The organism is Terrisporobacter petrolearius (assembly GCF_020748185.1).
Lineage (GTDB): Bacteria > Bacillota > Clostridia > Peptostreptococcales > Peptostreptococcaceae > Terrisporobacter > Terrisporobacter petrolearius.
In genome coordinates, this window is sequence record NZ_JAHZMO010000003.1 from 152,543 (window position 1) to 168,340 (window position 15,798).

Genomic DNA, 15,798 nt, shown 5'->3' on the forward strand with positions numbered 1-15,798 from the left:
CTATAATGGAGTTACTAATTCTCCATCTACTATCTTATAAAGGTCTCTTCTTATTATTTCAACTTCTTTTGGATCCATCTGTATCCCTAATATTTCAAGTAAGATTGGTACAAATATATTAGTATTTAAGTTAGCTTTAGATCCTGTAGCTATAATAGCTTCAAAAGTAGCTCTACTATCATCTAACGCAACTAAGTCAAAAGTTTTAATCATTGGTCTTATATCAACTTCCACTATTTTACCTTTTTTATTTTTCTTACTTATCATTATTGATTTACTTGTTATAAACTCAAGTACTCTAGTTTTTACAAGCTCTTTGCTTAAAGGAGTTTCTAAATCTATATTAAATAAATATTCTCCATAAACTATTTCTTGTGCAAGAGCTGGAGTTTGTGGAGTTATTTCTTCTGCTTTTATAAACTCCACACCTATTGGTAATTCTTCATTTATTCTTTGTAAAAAGTCTTCAACCGATATATCATCTTCTATTTCTATATCTACATACTCTCCTTGACTTTCTGTTCCTAGTGCTAAAGCATTAGCATAACTCATCTTTGGGTGAGGGTTAAATCCTTGAGAATAAGATAAGTTTATTTCTGCTCTTCTAAATGCCCTTTGTAAAAGTCTTTGTAAGTCAAGATGAGATATAAATATCATATCATTTTCTTTTTTGTATTTAGCTCTAATTAACTTACTCATAATTAACATAGCCCCCTTCCTAAGTCCGTTATATTTATTCCACAACCATTACATTTATGTCTACAGTCTGGTGTTACTGCATCTTCTTTTGATTTGTCATTTTCTCTCATCAAGAATTTTTTGGATACACCTACATCTATGTGGTCCCATGCAAATACTTCATCGTAACTTCTTTCTCTATGAGCATACCAGCTTACGTCCAGTCCGTTTTTTTCCATAGCCTCAGTCCATATATCTAAGTTAAAGTATTCTGACCATCCATCAAATTTAGCTCCAGCTTTAAATGAATCGTAAATGACTTTACCTATTCTTCTATCTCCTCTAGATACAACAGCTTCCATTAAGCTAGTTTTTGAATCATGATAGTTATATCTTATATCTCTATTTTTTAGAGCTTTAACTAAGTATTGTTGTTTTTCTCTAACTACATCTCCTGTATCTTGTGGATGCCATTGGAATGGAGTAAATGGTTTTGGTACAAATGTTGATGTACTTACTGTTACTCCAAACTTTCTAGATAATTTTCCGCCGTGTACTTCTCTATAAGTATCTATTACATTGTATGCTAAATCTTTTATTCCATCTAAATCTTCGTATCTTTCTGTTGGAAGACCAATCATGAAGTAAAGTTTTACACTATGCCATCCCATTTCAAAAGCTTTTGTAGTAGCATTTTTTAAATCCTCTTCACTTACACCTTTATTTATAACATCTCTCATTCTTTGAGTTCCTGCTTCTGGTGCAAATGTAAGTCCTGATTTTCTAACTTGTTGTATTTTTTCCGCAATTTCCATTGTAAAGTTATCTAGTCTAAGTGATGGTAATGATATACCTATGTTTTTGCTTGCGTATTCATCTATTAAAACATCTGTAAGTTCACTTAGTTTAGAATAATCACTAGTTGAAAGTGAAGATAGAGATATTTCATCATATCCTGTACTTTTTATTAGTTTGTCTAAAGATGTTTTTAGCGTATCTATACTTTTTTCTCTTATCGGTCTATAAATCATACCAGCTTGACAGAATCTACATCCTCTTGTACATCCTCTAAATAGCTCTAAAACTACTCTTTCGTGAACAGTTTCTATATATGGAACTATTAAAGCTTCTGGATATGGAACTTCATCCATGTTTTTTATTATTCTTTTTCTTGGATTAGTAGGGACTCCTTCTCTATTTGGTACTGTTTCTTTTACTGTTTTATCTTCATTATATGTAACATCATAAAAACTTGGTATGTAAACACCTTCTATTTTAGATGCTCTCATTAAGAAGTCTTCTCTAGTTGTTTTGTTTTTCTTCCACTCTTTGTACTCATTTAGTACTTCTAAATTAACCTCTTCGCCTTCTCCAAGTATTACTATGTCCACAAAATCTGCTAAAGGCTCTGAGTTGTAAGCACAAGGTCCTCCAACCATTATGAATGGATCATCTAACTTTCTATCTTTGGCAAATATCTCTATATTAGCTAAGTCTAATATGTTTAATATATTTGTATAAGAAAGTTCATATTGAAGGGTAAATGTAACAAAGTCAAAATTTGTTATAGGTTGTCTTGATTCTATTGCAAATAGAGGTATATTCTTTTCTCTTAATATTTCTTCCATATCTACTGCTGGAGAATAAACTCTTTCACAATAAACATTTTCATCGCTATTTAATACTCTATATAAGATTTGACTTCCTAAGTGACTCATTCCTACTTCGTATAAGTCTGGGAAACACTGTGCGTATCTTATTAAACCTTCTTTGCTAGTATCTTTATGTATAGAATTTATTTCATTTCCTAAATATCTAGCTGGTTTTTCTACTTTTTTTAAAATTTTTCTAAATTCTGCTTTATCCATCTAATATTGAAACCTCCGATAAACTAATTGTAATTAACATAAATTTTATTATACACTATAAAATATTCGGTATCAAAAATTTTTACTTTAAAAATCCAAATATTAACTCATTACTTATATTATCGCGTTATTATTATTCATTATACTTGTTTTTCAACAACTTTATCTATTATAAATATTAATTTGTAAAATGTTCTTTATAATAATATAATTTATTTAGTAAGATTATTTATACTATTTTAGTTTTTTCTTATTTATTGAGTAAAAATAACAAATAACTAAGATAATAATCTTAATCATATTTTTAGTTTTATTTTGAATCAGATTGGGTATATACAATTTGTGCTATGATTTTTTATATTTAGGAGGTTTGCAATGAGCAATGTTTTTGAAATTAAGCCAGATATATTTTACACTGGCGTAGTAGATAAGGATTTAGAAATATTTGATATTATAATGGAAACAAAATATGGAACAACTTATAATTCTTACTTAATAAAAGATGAAAAAGTTGTTTTATTTGATACTGTAAAAGATTGTTTTAAAGATGAATTTTTAAGTAATTTACAAGAAGTAGTAGATATTAAAGATATTGATTGTGTGGTTGTTCACCACACTGAGCCAGACCACTCTGGTTGTTTAAAGTATATATTGGATATAAATCCTAACATAGAAGTTGTATGTACTAATGCAGCTAAATTATACTTAAGCGACCAAGTTAATAGACCATTTAATTGTACTACTATTAAAACTGGTGACAAATTAAACATAGGTAAAAGAAATCTTGAATTTATTCAAGCTCCTTTCTTACATTGGGCAGATACAATGTTTACTTATGTTCCTGAAGACAAAATTTTATTAACTTGTGATGCTTTTGGATGCCACTATTCTCATTATGATGCAAAAGCTATACATGGTGAAGGATATTTAGATTCAGCAAAATTATATTATGATTGCATAGTTAGACCTTATGCAAAATATGTTTTAGACGCTGTAAACAAAGTTGTTGAATTAGGATTAGACTTTGACACAATATTAACTTCTCATGGTCCTATTCTTTCTGAAAAACCAATGGAGCAAGTTACTAGATATGTAGAATGGTCAAAAGAAGCTTTAGAAGAAACTAACCAATGTGAAATGGCTATATTCTACTTATCAGCTTATGCTAATACTTTTGAAATGGCTAAAAAAATACAAGAAGGTGCTCTATCTCAAGGTGTTAATGTTAAGTTATTTGACTTAGAAAAATTATCTTTAGAAGAAATGCATACTGCTGTATTAAATGCAAAAGTAGTTTTAGTTGGTTCTCCAACAATTAATAGAACAATGGTTAAACCTATGTGGGATTTATTCTCAGCAATAGATCCAATGGCTAATAAAGGAACAATTGCAGGTGTATTTGGTTCTTATGGTTGGAGTGGTGAAGGTATCTCTATGGCAGAGAATATATTCAAAGCTATGTCATTTAAACTTCCTCAACCAGCTCTTAAAAAGAAATTCTTCCCATGTGATGATACATTCAAAGAATGTTTAGATTACGGTATAGAATTTGCTAGTTATATTAAATAAAAAAATTAAAAAGGTTAATGTGTTGAAAATTAATTCCTCACATTAACCTTTTATTTTAAACTCTTTGACTTGTAGTTTTTCTTACTTCTCTAAAAGAAAACTCTCCCCTATCCAATGCTTTAATAAAAATTTCTGCACTAGCTAAGTTTGTTGCCACTGGCACATAATATACATCACAAAGCCTAATCAATGCTTGTATATCTGGTTCATGAGCCTGAGAAGTTAGTGGGTCTCTCAAAAATATAACCAAATCAATATCTTGATTAACAATTAGTGAACCAATTTGTTGATCTCCCCCAAGAGGTCCAGATGCTAACCTATTTATTTTTAAGTTCGTTTCATCCATTATTCTTTTACCTGTAGTTCCTGTTGCATAAATGCCATATTTTTTTAATATGTTTTCATAGGCAATACAAAAACCTACCATAGTATTTTTCATCTCATCATGTGCTACTAATGCTATATTCATTTTCATATTTCCCTTGCACCCTACTTTCTCTAGAAGTTTATTTTTTTTCTTCTCATACAAACATTTAATATTAAACCTAAACTTGCCATAGATGTTAAAACAGAACTTCCTCCATAACTTATGAATGGAAGTGTTACACCTGTTACTGGTATTAAGGATACAGTCATACCGATATTTTGGATAATTTGATATGCAAACATGGAAGCTACACCAACTGCTATCAATGCACCGTATTCATCCTTGGATTCAGCTGAAATTCTTAACATTCTATATAAGAAATAAGCAAATAAGCTTATTAAGACTACCATCCCTATTACACCTAATTCTTCTCCAACAACTGCAAATATAAAGTCACTATCTTGTATAGGTAGGAAGTCTTCTTGGTTTTGTGTTCCTTTAAATAGACCCTTTCCAATGAATCCACCTGAACCTATAGCTATATTAGACTGCATAACCTGATAGTTTCCTTTTATGCTTGTGTCTTCTGGATGTAAAAATCCTGTTATTCTGTCTTGTTGATATGGATCTATACATAGATATACAATAGGCAGAGCTACAACTCCAACTATCATTGCTTTTCTTAATATTTTGTAGTCAATCCCAGCTGTAAATATTATTCCTGCAATTATGCAACAAAATACTATAGCTGTACCTAAATCTGGTTGTGCAATTAATAAACCAATTATAGGTGCTGCATACATTAATAATCTTACAATGTCTTTTGCATTATCCATTTTTCCCTTTTTGATCTCTACAATCTTTGCATAACTTAATATAAATGTAAATTTAACTACTTCTGCTGTTTGTAAATCAAGAGGACCAAAGGATAAAGTAGATCTAGCTCCTCCTCTAATAGCTCCTATCCCAGGTATTAGAACAATTGCTAATAATACAACACTTGCAACATACAACTCCTTGTAATATTGTCCTAAAAAGTTGTAATCAAAAATCAGTATGAACATAATTACCCCTAGACCTAAAACAAAAGCTACAGTTTGCTTTATTAGTCTAGAATAATTTCCAGTTTGATTTGCATGAGTAGCACTGCTTAGAATAACAATACCAAAAGTAAAAATTACTAAAAGTGTAGCTATTAATTTCCAATCTAACTGTTTCAATAACTTTAAACTATTTTTATACTTAACCAATTCATCACCGTCTTTCTGGTATAGAAATTCATATTAAAATGTCATGAACTAAATAGGGAATATACCTTATGTATATCCCCCTTTTATTAAGACTAATTTATATTTTTTTGTCTTTTAAATTCTTAAGTGGTATATTTGCAACTAAGGCAGATACTGCTCTGTCTCCATTATCACTTCTAGTTTTAGACATTTTTATCTCTAAACCATCTTCTTCTATATCAGCGTAGTTAGATATAACTTTTAATATGTCATCTTTAATCATATTTAAAAGTTGTGGAGAACAATCTACCCTGTCATGCACAAGAACTAATTTTAACCTTTCTTTTGCTACATTTTTGCTAGTCTTATTTTCGCTTGAAAAAGCCTTAAAAAGATCAAACATGAATATCCCCCTATTCTATTTAGCTACGCCAAACATTTTTTTGATTTTTCCAAAGAAGTTAGTTTCTTGTTCCATTTCCATAATAGGAACATTATTACCTAATATTCTTTGTGCAATGTTTCTATATGCTTTACCTGCATTTGATTTAGTATCAAGTATTGCTGGTTCCCCTTTGTTTGTTGATATGATTATACTTTCATCATCGGGTACTATACCAATTAAGTCTATAGCCAATATTTCAACTATATCTTGCTTGTCCATCATATCCCCACGTTTAACCATATCTTGTCTTATTCTGTTAATTATCAGCCTAATGTCACTGATTTCATTAGCTTCTAATAACCCAATTATTCTGTCTGCATCCCTAACAGCAGAAACTTCAGGATTTGTAACAACAATAGCTCTATTTGCTCCTGCTATGGCATTTCTGAATCCTTGTTCTATTCCTGCAGGACAATCTATTATTATATAATCAAAACTTTCTTTTAATTTTTCACAAAGCTCAGACATTTGTTCAACAGATACTGCATTTTTATCTCTTGTTTGTGCTGCTGGTAATAAGTATAGATTTTCGAATCTCTTATCTTTTATCAATGCTTGCTTTAACTTGCACGTTCCCTCAACTACATCTACCATGTCATATACTATTCTGTTTTCTAGACCCATAACCACATCTAAATTTCTAAGCCCTATATCTGCATCTACTACAACAGTTCTTTTATTTTCTAAACTAAGTGCTGTACCTAAGTTAGCTACCGTTGTTGTTTTTCCAACTCCACCTTTGCCTGAAGTTATAACTATGACTTCGCTCATTATACTACCCCCTATATATTTCCTTGTTTTTTAAAGTTTTAGGTAAAAAGCTTTCAATAACAATCCTGTCTTTACTCACAAAGGCTATTCCAGGAATAATTTTTTTATCATTCTTAGATTCCTCATAATCATCCTCTGGCGCCTCTGCAATATTATCTGCTATTTGCAGTATTTTAGGATTTAAATTATTTGCTATAACATAAGCCGAATTATTTCCTTTGGCTCCTGCATGAACAAACCCTCGCACTTCACCCATTACTACAATATTCCCATTAGCAACTACTTTAGCTCCAGAATTCATATTACCCATAATAACAACATTTCTAGTGGAACTAACATGTGAACCAGGGTTCATATCACTCATTACTACAACATCTCCATCAAAGACTACATTTTCCCCAGATCTCATAGCATCCACATACTTTGTTTCGAAAGCGTTAATATAAGTTTCTTTTTCTTCTTCTACAAACTCTATGTCAAATTTAGATGTAATAGATTCTTTAATCATCATCATGTGAATATCATTTAGATAGTCACAATTAATCTGATAAATTTTTGCCCCATTAAAAAACCCAACATTTTCTTCCAATCTATCTATTATACTTTTTTTTACATGTTCAAAGGGTGCTACTTTTTTAATATTAATAATAAGCCCTTTTTTATTTCCTTTAAACTCTATAAGCTCTTCTGTGGAATATTCACTAAAAGACATAACAACCTCCAGAGTGATATTAGTTTATTTATATATTCTTCATAAATATCTTAATCACCTTTTATTTTTTCAATTGTGTCGAAAAATTTATGTTATCTTCTTCTGAATTATTGTTGTCTTCTTTGTCTTTACTGCCTGTTGTATTATTTGTATCATTAGAAGATTTACCTCTTAGACCCATGTAATGTCCTATAATATCCTTCATAGGCAATGTTGCATAAGTCCCTGAGTTACCTTGCGGTATTACAACACATATTGCTATTTCTGGATCATCTGCTGGAGCGTAAGATACTGCCCAACCAAAGTCTCCATATGTTTCTTTAAATGCATCTATATCCTCATCTGTAATTTTGTGATTAAGCTCTTTTATTGCCCTTCTTAAATAAGCTGCATTTATTCTATCATTATCTTCAGGTAATTTCTCAGAAACACCTTCTTTTAATTCTTTTTCTAATGCTTCCTTAGTTTCATCATCAATATCTTTACTGCCTAATTGCTCTTTAATTTCAGCAATTCTAGCCTTAGTTAATTCTGCTTCTCTTTCTGCTCTTAACTTATGATATACATCTAACACTTCATCTTTATTTACATTGTATGATGATAAATGACTCATTAAGTATTCATACTCATTATCTGTTGGTATTTTTGTACTCTTTTGTGCTGTACCAGTCTTAGCTGCTATAGGCACACCAAGATTTCCTAACACTTTATTTGCAGTACCTTCAGTAACAACTCTTTTCATACCTATAATTAAATCTTTTAGGTTATCATCATCTTTAAAATCTATTTTTTCAGATTCAGGTTCTTTTATATCTACTTTACTATAGTCAGGTGATATAGACTTTTGAACAACGTATAGTTGATTTAAAGTCCCTCCATTTGCTATAGCTGAAATATATCTAACTACTTGAGCAGGCGTATAAGCATTTTCCCCCTGTCCAATAGCCAAGTTAAATGCATCTGATACAGTCCATTTAGAGAAATTTAGATAAGTATATACTATTTGATCTGCTAAAGGTTCTAAATCATCTTCTTTTACCTTAAGTTCTGATAATCTTTTTAGAACTTCAGCTTTACTTGGTGTAGTTTTTTCTTCGCACCAATTTGCTATTTGCTGAATTCTTGCAGCAAATTCTTCAGGATTTTTATCCTTAGTTATGTCAGTAAAACTATTTTTCATAACTTTATTTAAATATGTTTTTAACATAGATTTTGTAGATTCAATTTTAGCTTCTTCACTAGGTACTGTACCCTTGCTTTCACTACCTAAGTCTTCATATAATCCAGTGCGATCATCTAAACCAAATAATTTAGCATATTCCATAACTTGTTGTGGACCTATTTTTGCATTAGGATCAGCTCCACCAATTCTATTTTCTCCTGTACCTATAGTGTAGAAATAAATATTACAAGATTCTTGTATGGCTTTATAAAGATTTACAATCCCATGATTGGCTCTACTTTTATTCCATATGGCATCACCATAAGATTTTTTTAATGGTCCTTTTCCCATCCAAATAACACCTGTGTCATTTATGCTATATTCTGGGTTTAATCCATGTTCTAATGCTGCCATTCCTGTAATCATTTTAAATGTTGAACCAGGTTGGAACACCCCCTGAGTAACTAAGTTTAACAGTGGTGCTGGTGCAAGCAAGTCATTTGTGTTTTTAGGTTGTAAATTATTATAATCCTTTGAAGATATTCCAGATACAAATAAATTCGGATCATATGATGGATAAGACGCCGAAGCTAAAACCTCACCAGTATTTACATCTGTAACTATAACAGCACCTGATTTTGCATTTGGATTGCCTCCTGCAACACTTACATCTCCATAATCACTTTCATAAACTCCACCATCACGTAATGCCTTAAGTGTCTTTTCTAAAGCTTTTTCTGTTACTTCTTGTAAATCTTTATCCAGAGTAAGATATACTGTATCTCCTGAGATAGGCTCAGTTACCTCTAGATTTTCTGTTATGTTTCCAACAGCATCAACTTTAACTTTTTTATATCCATCTGAACCATGTAATTTGCTTTCTTGAGTTTTTTCCACTCCAGCAAGGCCTACTATGTCATCTTTAGAATATTTTTCTTCCTTATTTTCTAGATACTGTTTTTCTTGAGTTGAAGGTATTTTTCCTAAATATCCAAGAACATGAGATCCTAAATTTCCGTTAGGATAGGTCCTAACTGGTTCATTAGACACAGATATTCCAGGAAGCTCAAGGGCCATCTCCTCAATTGTTGCTATTGTATTTTCACTTATATTTTTTGCTATTGTTACTGGTTTATATTTTGTATAACCCTGAGATTTTATAAGATCTCTAACTATAAGCATTTTTCTAGCCTCTGAATCACTTAAACTTGAATCTATTAAGTAGTAATCTCTAATTGCTTTAAATGCTACCTCTGCATCAGGTTTACTAGAATCTATTTTCTTTTCTTTCATCCATTTATCTACTTTGTATCCTTCAAGCCAGTCATTCTTCTCTCTATCTTCTGTAAATATCCAAGCAGATACAAGTATTGGAGGATAATATCCTGCTTCATTCACTTTTTTCTGTAGATCCGATGGCTTTAAGTTTCTATTTTCTTCTGTTAATTTTCCATCTGCTATTAATTGATCTACTAGATAATAAAATGTTTCCTTAGCATTTAAATCTTGTGGAATATTATTTTCTTCCTTATACTGTTTTATATTTTCATCATAAGTATAATAATATTTCCCATCTTCTATTATTATTGGAAACTCATCTGTATACTTTTCTTTATTTTTTTCTAATAAATTGATAAGTTTTAAAGAAATATTATTTCCTTCTGACTTATCTTCCTTTGTATCATTTTTTGTTAATTCATTTATTGATACTTGAACAGTAAACTGATTTTCATTTCCTGCTAATATTCTTCCGTATCTATCTCTTATTTCCCCTCTAGCCGCTTTTACGGTAATTTCTTTATATGTTTTATTATCGGCTAAATCTGTATAATAATCATATTTAATTATATTCATATATAAAATTTTGATTATTATAGCTGCAAAGGCAAAAAGAAATACATTTTTTATTATCCTACATCTTTCATTAATTTTCTTTTCATCCATTAAATCACCAACTAATCTTCTTTAAGTTTTAATATTGACTTATCAAAAGCCTTATATAAGATTAAGGCTATTATACTATTTAAAATTGGTAATATTACTATACCTCTTATTATTAATCTAGTAAGAGTGAAACTATTATATACAACAATAGATGCTAATATATTAAGCACAGAACTAAATATAGTCGTTGCCAAAATCAGCGTAAATATAGTAACTTTACTTTCTTTGTATATTTTTTTTCTTGAGTAACTAATTGTATAACATATCAAAAAATAAACTAAACCATTTAATCCAAATATGCCACCAACAGTTATATCCTTCAATAAACCTAATATGGCTCCTATTATACCTATCTCAAGCTCATCTAGATACAAAGATATAATTGTTAGGAAAATCAAAAGAAAATCTATTGTTACTCCAAATATACTTATATAATTTGTTATACTATTTTCTAATATCAGTATAGCTATTCCCAAAAGAGAAAGGTAAATTTTTTTCATTTTAGATACCCCCCTCTAGTTTATATTTCTTGGCTCAACGATTACTACATCGTCTATATTTTTGAAATCAACATTTGGCTTTACTATTACATATTTCAATGAGTTATTTTTATTTTCAATTACTTTTTCTACTTTACCTATTACAATTCCCTCTGGAAATAGTGCAAGGCCTGATGTTGTAACTACGTCACCTGGTAATACATCATAAGTAGAATCAAACATATGTCCTTGTAGCAACCCACTATCTCTATAGTCTGTTTTTTCGTCTACACTTTCACCATATGTAATAATACCCTTAAATTCAGAGTTCTTTGCTAACTTAAAACTTACTGATGATTTTGTGTCTAGTAAGGAAATAACCTTACAATAGTTTTCAGATACTTCGTATACTATACCTACTAAACCATTACCATTCATAACTAAACTGTCTTTTTTTACACCATCTTTACTACCAGCAGATACAACAAAGCTTGTATACCAGTTTCCATCATTCTTACTAACTACTCTGGCAGATAAAGTTTTCGCTACATATTTTTCATCTACAAAATTTAGTGCAGTTTTTAAACTCTGTAGAGATTGAACATCATCTAATTTGCTTTGTAAATCAATTACGTCTTGTTGTAATTTGTTATTTTCCTTTTCTAAACTTTCAGCCTTTTTGGCATTTTTTTGAAAATTAATTATATTTTCAAATCCACTTTTTACAAAGGTAAATCCACTATTTATCGTACTTCCTATAGTAGATATTGTAGTCATTCCAACATTTGAGCCTGCAGGGTTACTCCCACCAGTTCTTCCAATAGACATAGCTACAATTCCAATTAAAGTGATAGCAACTACACCTGTTGCTATCACTTTAAAATTAACCTTTTTCTTGTTTTTATTATTCTTTTCAAACTTCAAGGTCAGCACCTACTTCATTACTTTTTATTGTTCATCATTAATACTTTTTCAAATATTTCTACATCTTCTACTGATTTACCTGTACCTATAGCAACACAGTCTAGTGGATTTTCTGCTATTTTAACCGGCATTCCAGTTTCTTCTTTAACTAATTTATCAAGTCCTTTAAGTAGGGCTCCTCCTCCAGTTAACATTATTCCATTTTCCATAATGTCTGAAGCTAATTCTGGTGGAGTTTTTTCTAATGTAGATTTGATTCCATCTACTATAGAATTAACAGGTTCTCTTAAAGCATCTCTTACTTCTGATGAAGATATTTGCATAGTTTTTGGAAGTCCTGATATTAAATCTCTACCTCTTATTTCCATTTCAACTTCTTCGCCTTCTTTGTAAGCTGAACCTATTGTAATCTTTACATTTTCAGCAGTTCTCTCACCTATCATTAAGCTGTATTCTTTTTTTACATAACTAACTATAGCTTCGTCTAGTTCATCTCCACCAAGTCTTATTGATTTAGCTGTAACTATACCACCTAGTGATATTATAGCTATTTCAGAAGTACCACCACCGATATCTACTACCATATTTCCTTCTGGTTCTTCTATTCTAAGTCCAGCTCCTATTGCAGCTGCCATTGGTTCTTCTATTAAGAATGCATCTTTCGCTCCAGCTTGTCTTGCAGCTTCTTCTATTGCTCTTTTTTCAACTTCTGTTACACCAAAAGGCACGCATATAGCTATTCTTGGAGACACTACACCCTTTTTAGCTGCAGCCTTTTGTATGAAGTAACTTAACATTGATTGAGTAACATCAAAATCAGCTATAACTCCATCTTTCATTGGTCTTATAGCTACTATGTTTCCTGGTGTTCTACCTATCATTCTTTTTGCTTCTTCACCAACTGCTAAAACTTGCTTGCTATCGTCTCTTATAGCAACAACTGATGGTTCTCTTACTACTATTCCTTGTCCTTTTATATAAACTAATGTATTTGCAGTACCTAAATCGATACCCATATCCTTAGTCATTTTTCCAAATCCAAACAAAGATTTATAACCTTTTTTTTCCTTCTTTTCCTTTGCCATTTTCATGCACCTTCCTTACTTTTATTCTTATTAAATCAACATATTCTCTTTAAAACTGAAATAAACTCCGTCCCCTATTATGATATGATCTATAACTTCTATGCCCACAATTTCACCACAATCTCTCAGCCTGCTTGTTACGTTTTTGTCTTCTTTTGAAGGCTCACAGTTTCCAGATGGATGGTTATGTAATAAAATAATCTTATTACTACTTCTTCTTATTGCCTCTCTAAAAACTTCTCTAGGATGAACAAGGGATGAATTTAGAGTTCCCACAGAAATGTCCACATCAGTTATTATTTCATTTTTAGTATTTAAAAGAACTACCTTAAAAATTTCTTTATATTGATATCTTAAACTCTCCATATAGTATTTATATATGTCCCAAGGGTTTTTGACTTTATATTTCGCAGGCTTATATGATGCTATCCTACTAGCTAATTCTAGGGCTGCCTTAATTTGAAGTGCTTTAGTTTTTCCTATACCATGAATGCTTTTTAGCTCTTCAAAAGTTAAGTCTTGTAAGTATCTGATATTATCAGCTTTGTCTATAATAGCTTGGCCTAGTTGAATTGCATTTGATTCTTTAGTCCCAGTTCTTATAAGTATGGCTAATAACTCTGCATCAGATAAACTATTTGCGCCATTTAGAATCATTTTTTCTCTTGGTCTTTCTTCTAATGTCATCTCTCTAATTGTCATTAATGAATTAGAAGACTTTTTCAGTTGAATCAACCTCCGTAAAAAAGATTTATTTTAAAGTGATCCTTCAAGCAGTCACTTATTTTTGATATAGGAAGACCTACTATATTAAAATAGTCGCCTTGAATATTATTAACTAATAATCCTCCATACCCTTGTATTCCATAAGCTCCAGCTTTATCTAAAGACTCTTTTGTATTCAAATAATCTTTTATACATTCTTCGGATAATTCTTTAAAAGTTACTTGACTAACCTCACAATCAATAACTTTTTTGTTCAAACTTAAATTTATCAAAGCGAAACCAGTAATTACATAATGAGTTTTCCCTGACAATAACTTAATCATGTCGTATGCTTCTTCTTCATTTTTAGGTTTCCCTAAAATTTGGTTGTTTATCACAACAATTGTGTCTGCACCAATTACTAGCGATTCTTCATTGTTATTTGCCACATCTAATGCCTTTTCATATGCAAGCCTCATTACTGTTTCTTTTGGTGATTCATCTGCTTTGATAACTTCATAAACTTGACTTTCTTTTACGGAAAATCTCACCTTAGTATTTTCTAAGATTTCTCTTCTTCTAGGTGATTTCGATGCTAAGATTATATCCATTCTCTCACCTCACCTTGTACTATTATTTTGTACTAATTAAGTTTATCATTATATTGTAAAAATTTCAATGTTAATGTCGAGTCTTTTGATTACATAATTGTTATATTTATAATTTTTTCTTCTAAATAATTAGAAAGCTTATATAGTTTGATTTTTAACAAAAAAAATAAAGGTATGGATTATTTCCATACCTTTATTTTAACCATATTTAAAATATTTTTACATTTATTTTATAACATGTTTTATTGGTTAGTTGCTTTAATCTCTTCATCAACTAAACTCATAGCACCCTTTTTACATTTTGGTAAACATAAATGGCACCCTTTACATTTATCTTGGTCAATTTTGTGTGGTTGTTTCTTTTCACCTTCTATTGCACCAAATTTACATGCTCTAGCACAAGCAGTACATCCTATACATTTTTCTTCGTCTATAGCAACTTTTCTTCTGTCACTTATATCTCCTGATATAACTTTTGTTGGACATTTGGCTACACAGACTTTACATCCTATACATTTTTCTTGGTCTATTACTGCAAGCTTGTTATCTATAGTTATAGCTTCAACTGGGCAAACTTTAGCACAAGCTCCACATCCGATACATCCAGCTGAACATTTTACTTTTACTGCTTTACCAAATTCATGGCTATTACATTTTACAAATACTTCTTTACTAGCTGGTTTTTCTACTATTAACGCCTTTGGACATGCTTCCATACATTTACCACAGTTTACACATTTTTCTTCGTCTACTACTGCTACGCCATTTTCTATTTTAATAGCATCAAATTTACATACAGAGACACAAGTTCCAAATCCTAAACACCCTGCACTACAAGCTTTTGAACCACCTATTAAAGCTGCTGCTGCTCTACAATCTTTTAATCCTTGATGTTCATATTTATCTTTTGCTTTGTCACAAGTACCACTACATTTTACTGCTGCTACTATTTTCTCTGAACTACCTACTGCTACACCCATTATTTCTCCAACTTTGGCAGCAACTGCTGCTCCACCAACTGGACATCCATTAACTGGTGCATCTCCTTTAGCTATTGCAGCAGCTAATCCTCCACATCCTGGGAATCCACAACCACCACAGTTTGCTCCTGGAAGTACTGCAAGTATTTCTTCTTCTTTTTCATCTACTTCAACGGCAAATTTTTTAGATGCATAAGCTAGTATTGCTCCGAATATTAATCCTAATCCACCTAAAATTATTATTGCTTTAATTATGCTCACAAAATCAC

At 30.8% G+C, this 15,798-nt stretch carries 15 protein-coding genes; 1 reads left to right on the forward strand and 14 read right to left on the reverse strand.

Annotated elements, in window-relative coordinates:
* Positions 1-699, reverse strand: a complete 699-nt coding sequence (locus K0040_RS03290) for a TIGR03936 family radical SAM-associated protein (RefSeq protein WP_074914761.1) — start codon at positions 697-699, stop codon at positions 1-3.
* A gap of 2 nt (positions 700-701) precedes the next feature.
* Positions 702-2,546 carry a TIGR03960 family B12-binding radical SAM protein gene (locus K0040_RS03295; protein ID WP_228107528.1) on the reverse strand — a complete coding sequence of 615 codons (1,845 nt, stop codon included), beginning with the start codon at positions 2,544-2,546 and terminating at the stop codon, positions 702-704.
* Positions 2,547-2,921: 375 nt separating this feature from the next.
* Between K0040_RS03295 and K0040_RS03300 the strand changes: the two genes are divergently transcribed.
* On the forward strand, positions 2,922-4,115 hold the full coding sequence (locus tag K0040_RS03300) for an FprA family A-type flavoprotein (protein WP_228107529.1): 1,194 nt from the start codon (positions 2,922-2,924) through the stop codon (positions 4,113-4,115).
* A 55-nt stretch (positions 4,116-4,170) separates the two neighbouring features.
* On the opposite strand, the gene mgsA is transcribed toward K0040_RS03300, so the two are convergent.
* The 12 genes from mgsA to K0040_RS03360 form a co-directional block, all read right to left on the reverse strand.
* On the reverse strand, positions 4,171-4,584 hold the full coding sequence (gene mgsA, locus K0040_RS03305) for a methylglyoxal synthase (protein ID WP_074918960.1): 414 nt from the start codon (positions 4,582-4,584) through the stop codon (positions 4,171-4,173).
* Between the two features lie 29 nt (positions 4,585-4,613).
* Positions 4,614-5,732, reverse strand: coding sequence for a rod shape-determining protein RodA (rodA, locus tag K0040_RS03310; RefSeq protein WP_228107530.1), 1,119 nt, complete (start codon positions 5,730-5,732; stop codon positions 4,614-4,616).
* 97 nt (positions 5,733-5,829) lie between these two features.
* The gene (gene minE / locus K0040_RS03315) at positions 5,830-6,114 is read right to left on the reverse strand and encodes a cell division topological specificity factor MinE (protein ID WP_018591537.1); all 285 of its coding nucleotides are present in this window, start codon (positions 6,112-6,114) and stop codon (positions 5,830-5,832) included.
* 15 nt (positions 6,115-6,129) lie between these two features.
* Positions 6,130-6,927, reverse strand: coding sequence for a septum site-determining protein MinD (minD, locus tag K0040_RS03320; RefSeq protein ID WP_228107531.1), 798 nt, complete (start codon positions 6,925-6,927; stop codon positions 6,130-6,132).
* Positions 6,928-6,931: 4 nt separating this feature from the next.
* Positions 6,932-7,639, reverse strand: a complete 708-nt coding sequence (locus K0040_RS03325; RefSeq protein WP_228107532.1) for a septum site-determining protein MinC — start codon at positions 7,637-7,639, stop codon at positions 6,932-6,934.
* A 61-nt stretch (positions 7,640-7,700) separates the two neighbouring features.
* On the reverse strand, positions 7,701-10,745 hold the full coding sequence (locus K0040_RS03330) for a penicillin-binding transpeptidase domain-containing protein (RefSeq protein ID WP_228107533.1): 3,045 nt from the start codon (positions 10,743-10,745) through the stop codon (positions 7,701-7,703).
* An 11-nt stretch (positions 10,746-10,756) separates the two neighbouring features.
* Complete coding sequence (gene mreD, locus K0040_RS03335) at positions 10,757-11,245, reverse strand: rod shape-determining protein MreD (protein WP_074914748.1); 489 nt, start codon at positions 11,243-11,245, stop codon at positions 10,757-10,759.
* Between the two features lie 15 nt (positions 11,246-11,260).
* Positions 11,261-12,157, reverse strand: coding sequence for a rod shape-determining protein MreC (gene mreC, locus K0040_RS03340; protein ID WP_228107534.1), 897 nt, complete (start codon positions 12,155-12,157; stop codon positions 11,261-11,263).
* 8 nt (positions 12,158-12,165) lie between these two features.
* Positions 12,166-13,233 carry a rod shape-determining protein gene (locus tag K0040_RS03345; protein ID WP_272491577.1) on the reverse strand — a complete coding sequence of 356 codons (1,068 nt, stop codon included), beginning with the start codon at positions 13,231-13,233 and terminating at the stop codon, positions 12,166-12,168.
* A 30-nt stretch (positions 13,234-13,263) separates the two neighbouring features.
* On the reverse strand, positions 13,264-13,935 hold the full coding sequence (gene radC, locus K0040_RS03350; RefSeq protein ID WP_228107535.1) for a RadC family protein: 672 nt from the start codon (positions 13,933-13,935) through the stop codon (positions 13,264-13,266).
* 29 nt (positions 13,936-13,964) lie between these two features.
* On the reverse strand, positions 13,965-14,549 hold the full coding sequence (locus K0040_RS03355; RefSeq protein WP_228107536.1) for a Maf family protein: 585 nt from the start codon (positions 14,547-14,549) through the stop codon (positions 13,965-13,967).
* Positions 14,550-14,791: 242 nt separating this feature from the next.
* A complete protein-coding gene (locus K0040_RS03360) occupies positions 14,792-15,790 on the reverse strand; it encodes an RnfABCDGE type electron transport complex subunit B (protein ID WP_228107537.1) in 999 nt (332 codons plus the stop codon).
* Positions 15,791-15,798 lie beyond the last annotated feature (8 nt).

What these genes read in the sequence shown, in the direction of transcription:
- K0040_RS03290 (WP_074914761.1), bottom strand. Translation starts at nt 699, where the DNA reads ATGAGTAAGTTAATTAGAGCTAAATACAAAAAAGAAAATGATATGATA.
- K0040_RS03295 (WP_228107528.1), bottom strand. Translation starts at nt 2,546, where the DNA reads ATGGATAAAGCAGAATTTAGAAAAATTTTAAAAAAAGTAGAAAAACCA.
- K0040_RS03300 (WP_228107529.1), top strand. Translation starts at nt 2,922, where the DNA reads ATGAGCAATGTTTTTGAAATTAAGCCAGATATATTTTACACTGGCGTA.
- mgsA (WP_074918960.1), bottom strand. Translation starts at nt 4,584, where the DNA reads ATGAATATAGCATTAGTAGCACATGATGAGATGAAAAATACTATGGTA.
- minE (WP_018591537.1), bottom strand. Translation starts at nt 6,114, where the DNA reads ATGTTTGATCTTTTTAAGGCTTTTTCAAGCGAAAATAAGACTAGCAAA.
- minD (WP_228107531.1), bottom strand. Translation starts at nt 6,927, where the DNA reads ATGAGCGAAGTCATAGTTATAACTTCAGGCAAAGGTGGAGTTGGAAAA.
- K0040_RS03325 (WP_228107532.1), bottom strand. Translation starts at nt 7,639, where the DNA reads ATGTCTTTTAGTGAATATTCCACAGAAGAGCTTATAGAGTTTAAAGGA.
- K0040_RS03330 (WP_228107533.1), bottom strand. Translation starts at nt 10,745, where the DNA reads ATGGATGAAAAGAAAATTAATGAAAGATGTAGGATAATAAAAAATGTA.
- mreD (WP_074914748.1), bottom strand. Translation starts at nt 11,245, where the DNA reads ATGAAAAAAATTTACCTTTCTCTTTTGGGAATAGCTATACTGATATTA.
- K0040_RS03345 (WP_272491577.1), bottom strand. Translation starts at nt 13,233, where the DNA reads ATGGCAAAGGAAAAGAAGGAAAAAAAAGGTTATAAATCTTTGTTTGGA.
- radC (WP_228107535.1), bottom strand. Translation starts at nt 13,935, where the DNA reads ATGACAATTAGAGAGATGACATTAGAAGAAAGACCAAGAGAAAAAATG.
- K0040_RS03355 (WP_228107536.1), bottom strand. Translation starts at nt 14,549, where the DNA reads ATGGATATAATCTTAGCATCGAAATCACCTAGAAGAAGAGAAATCTTA.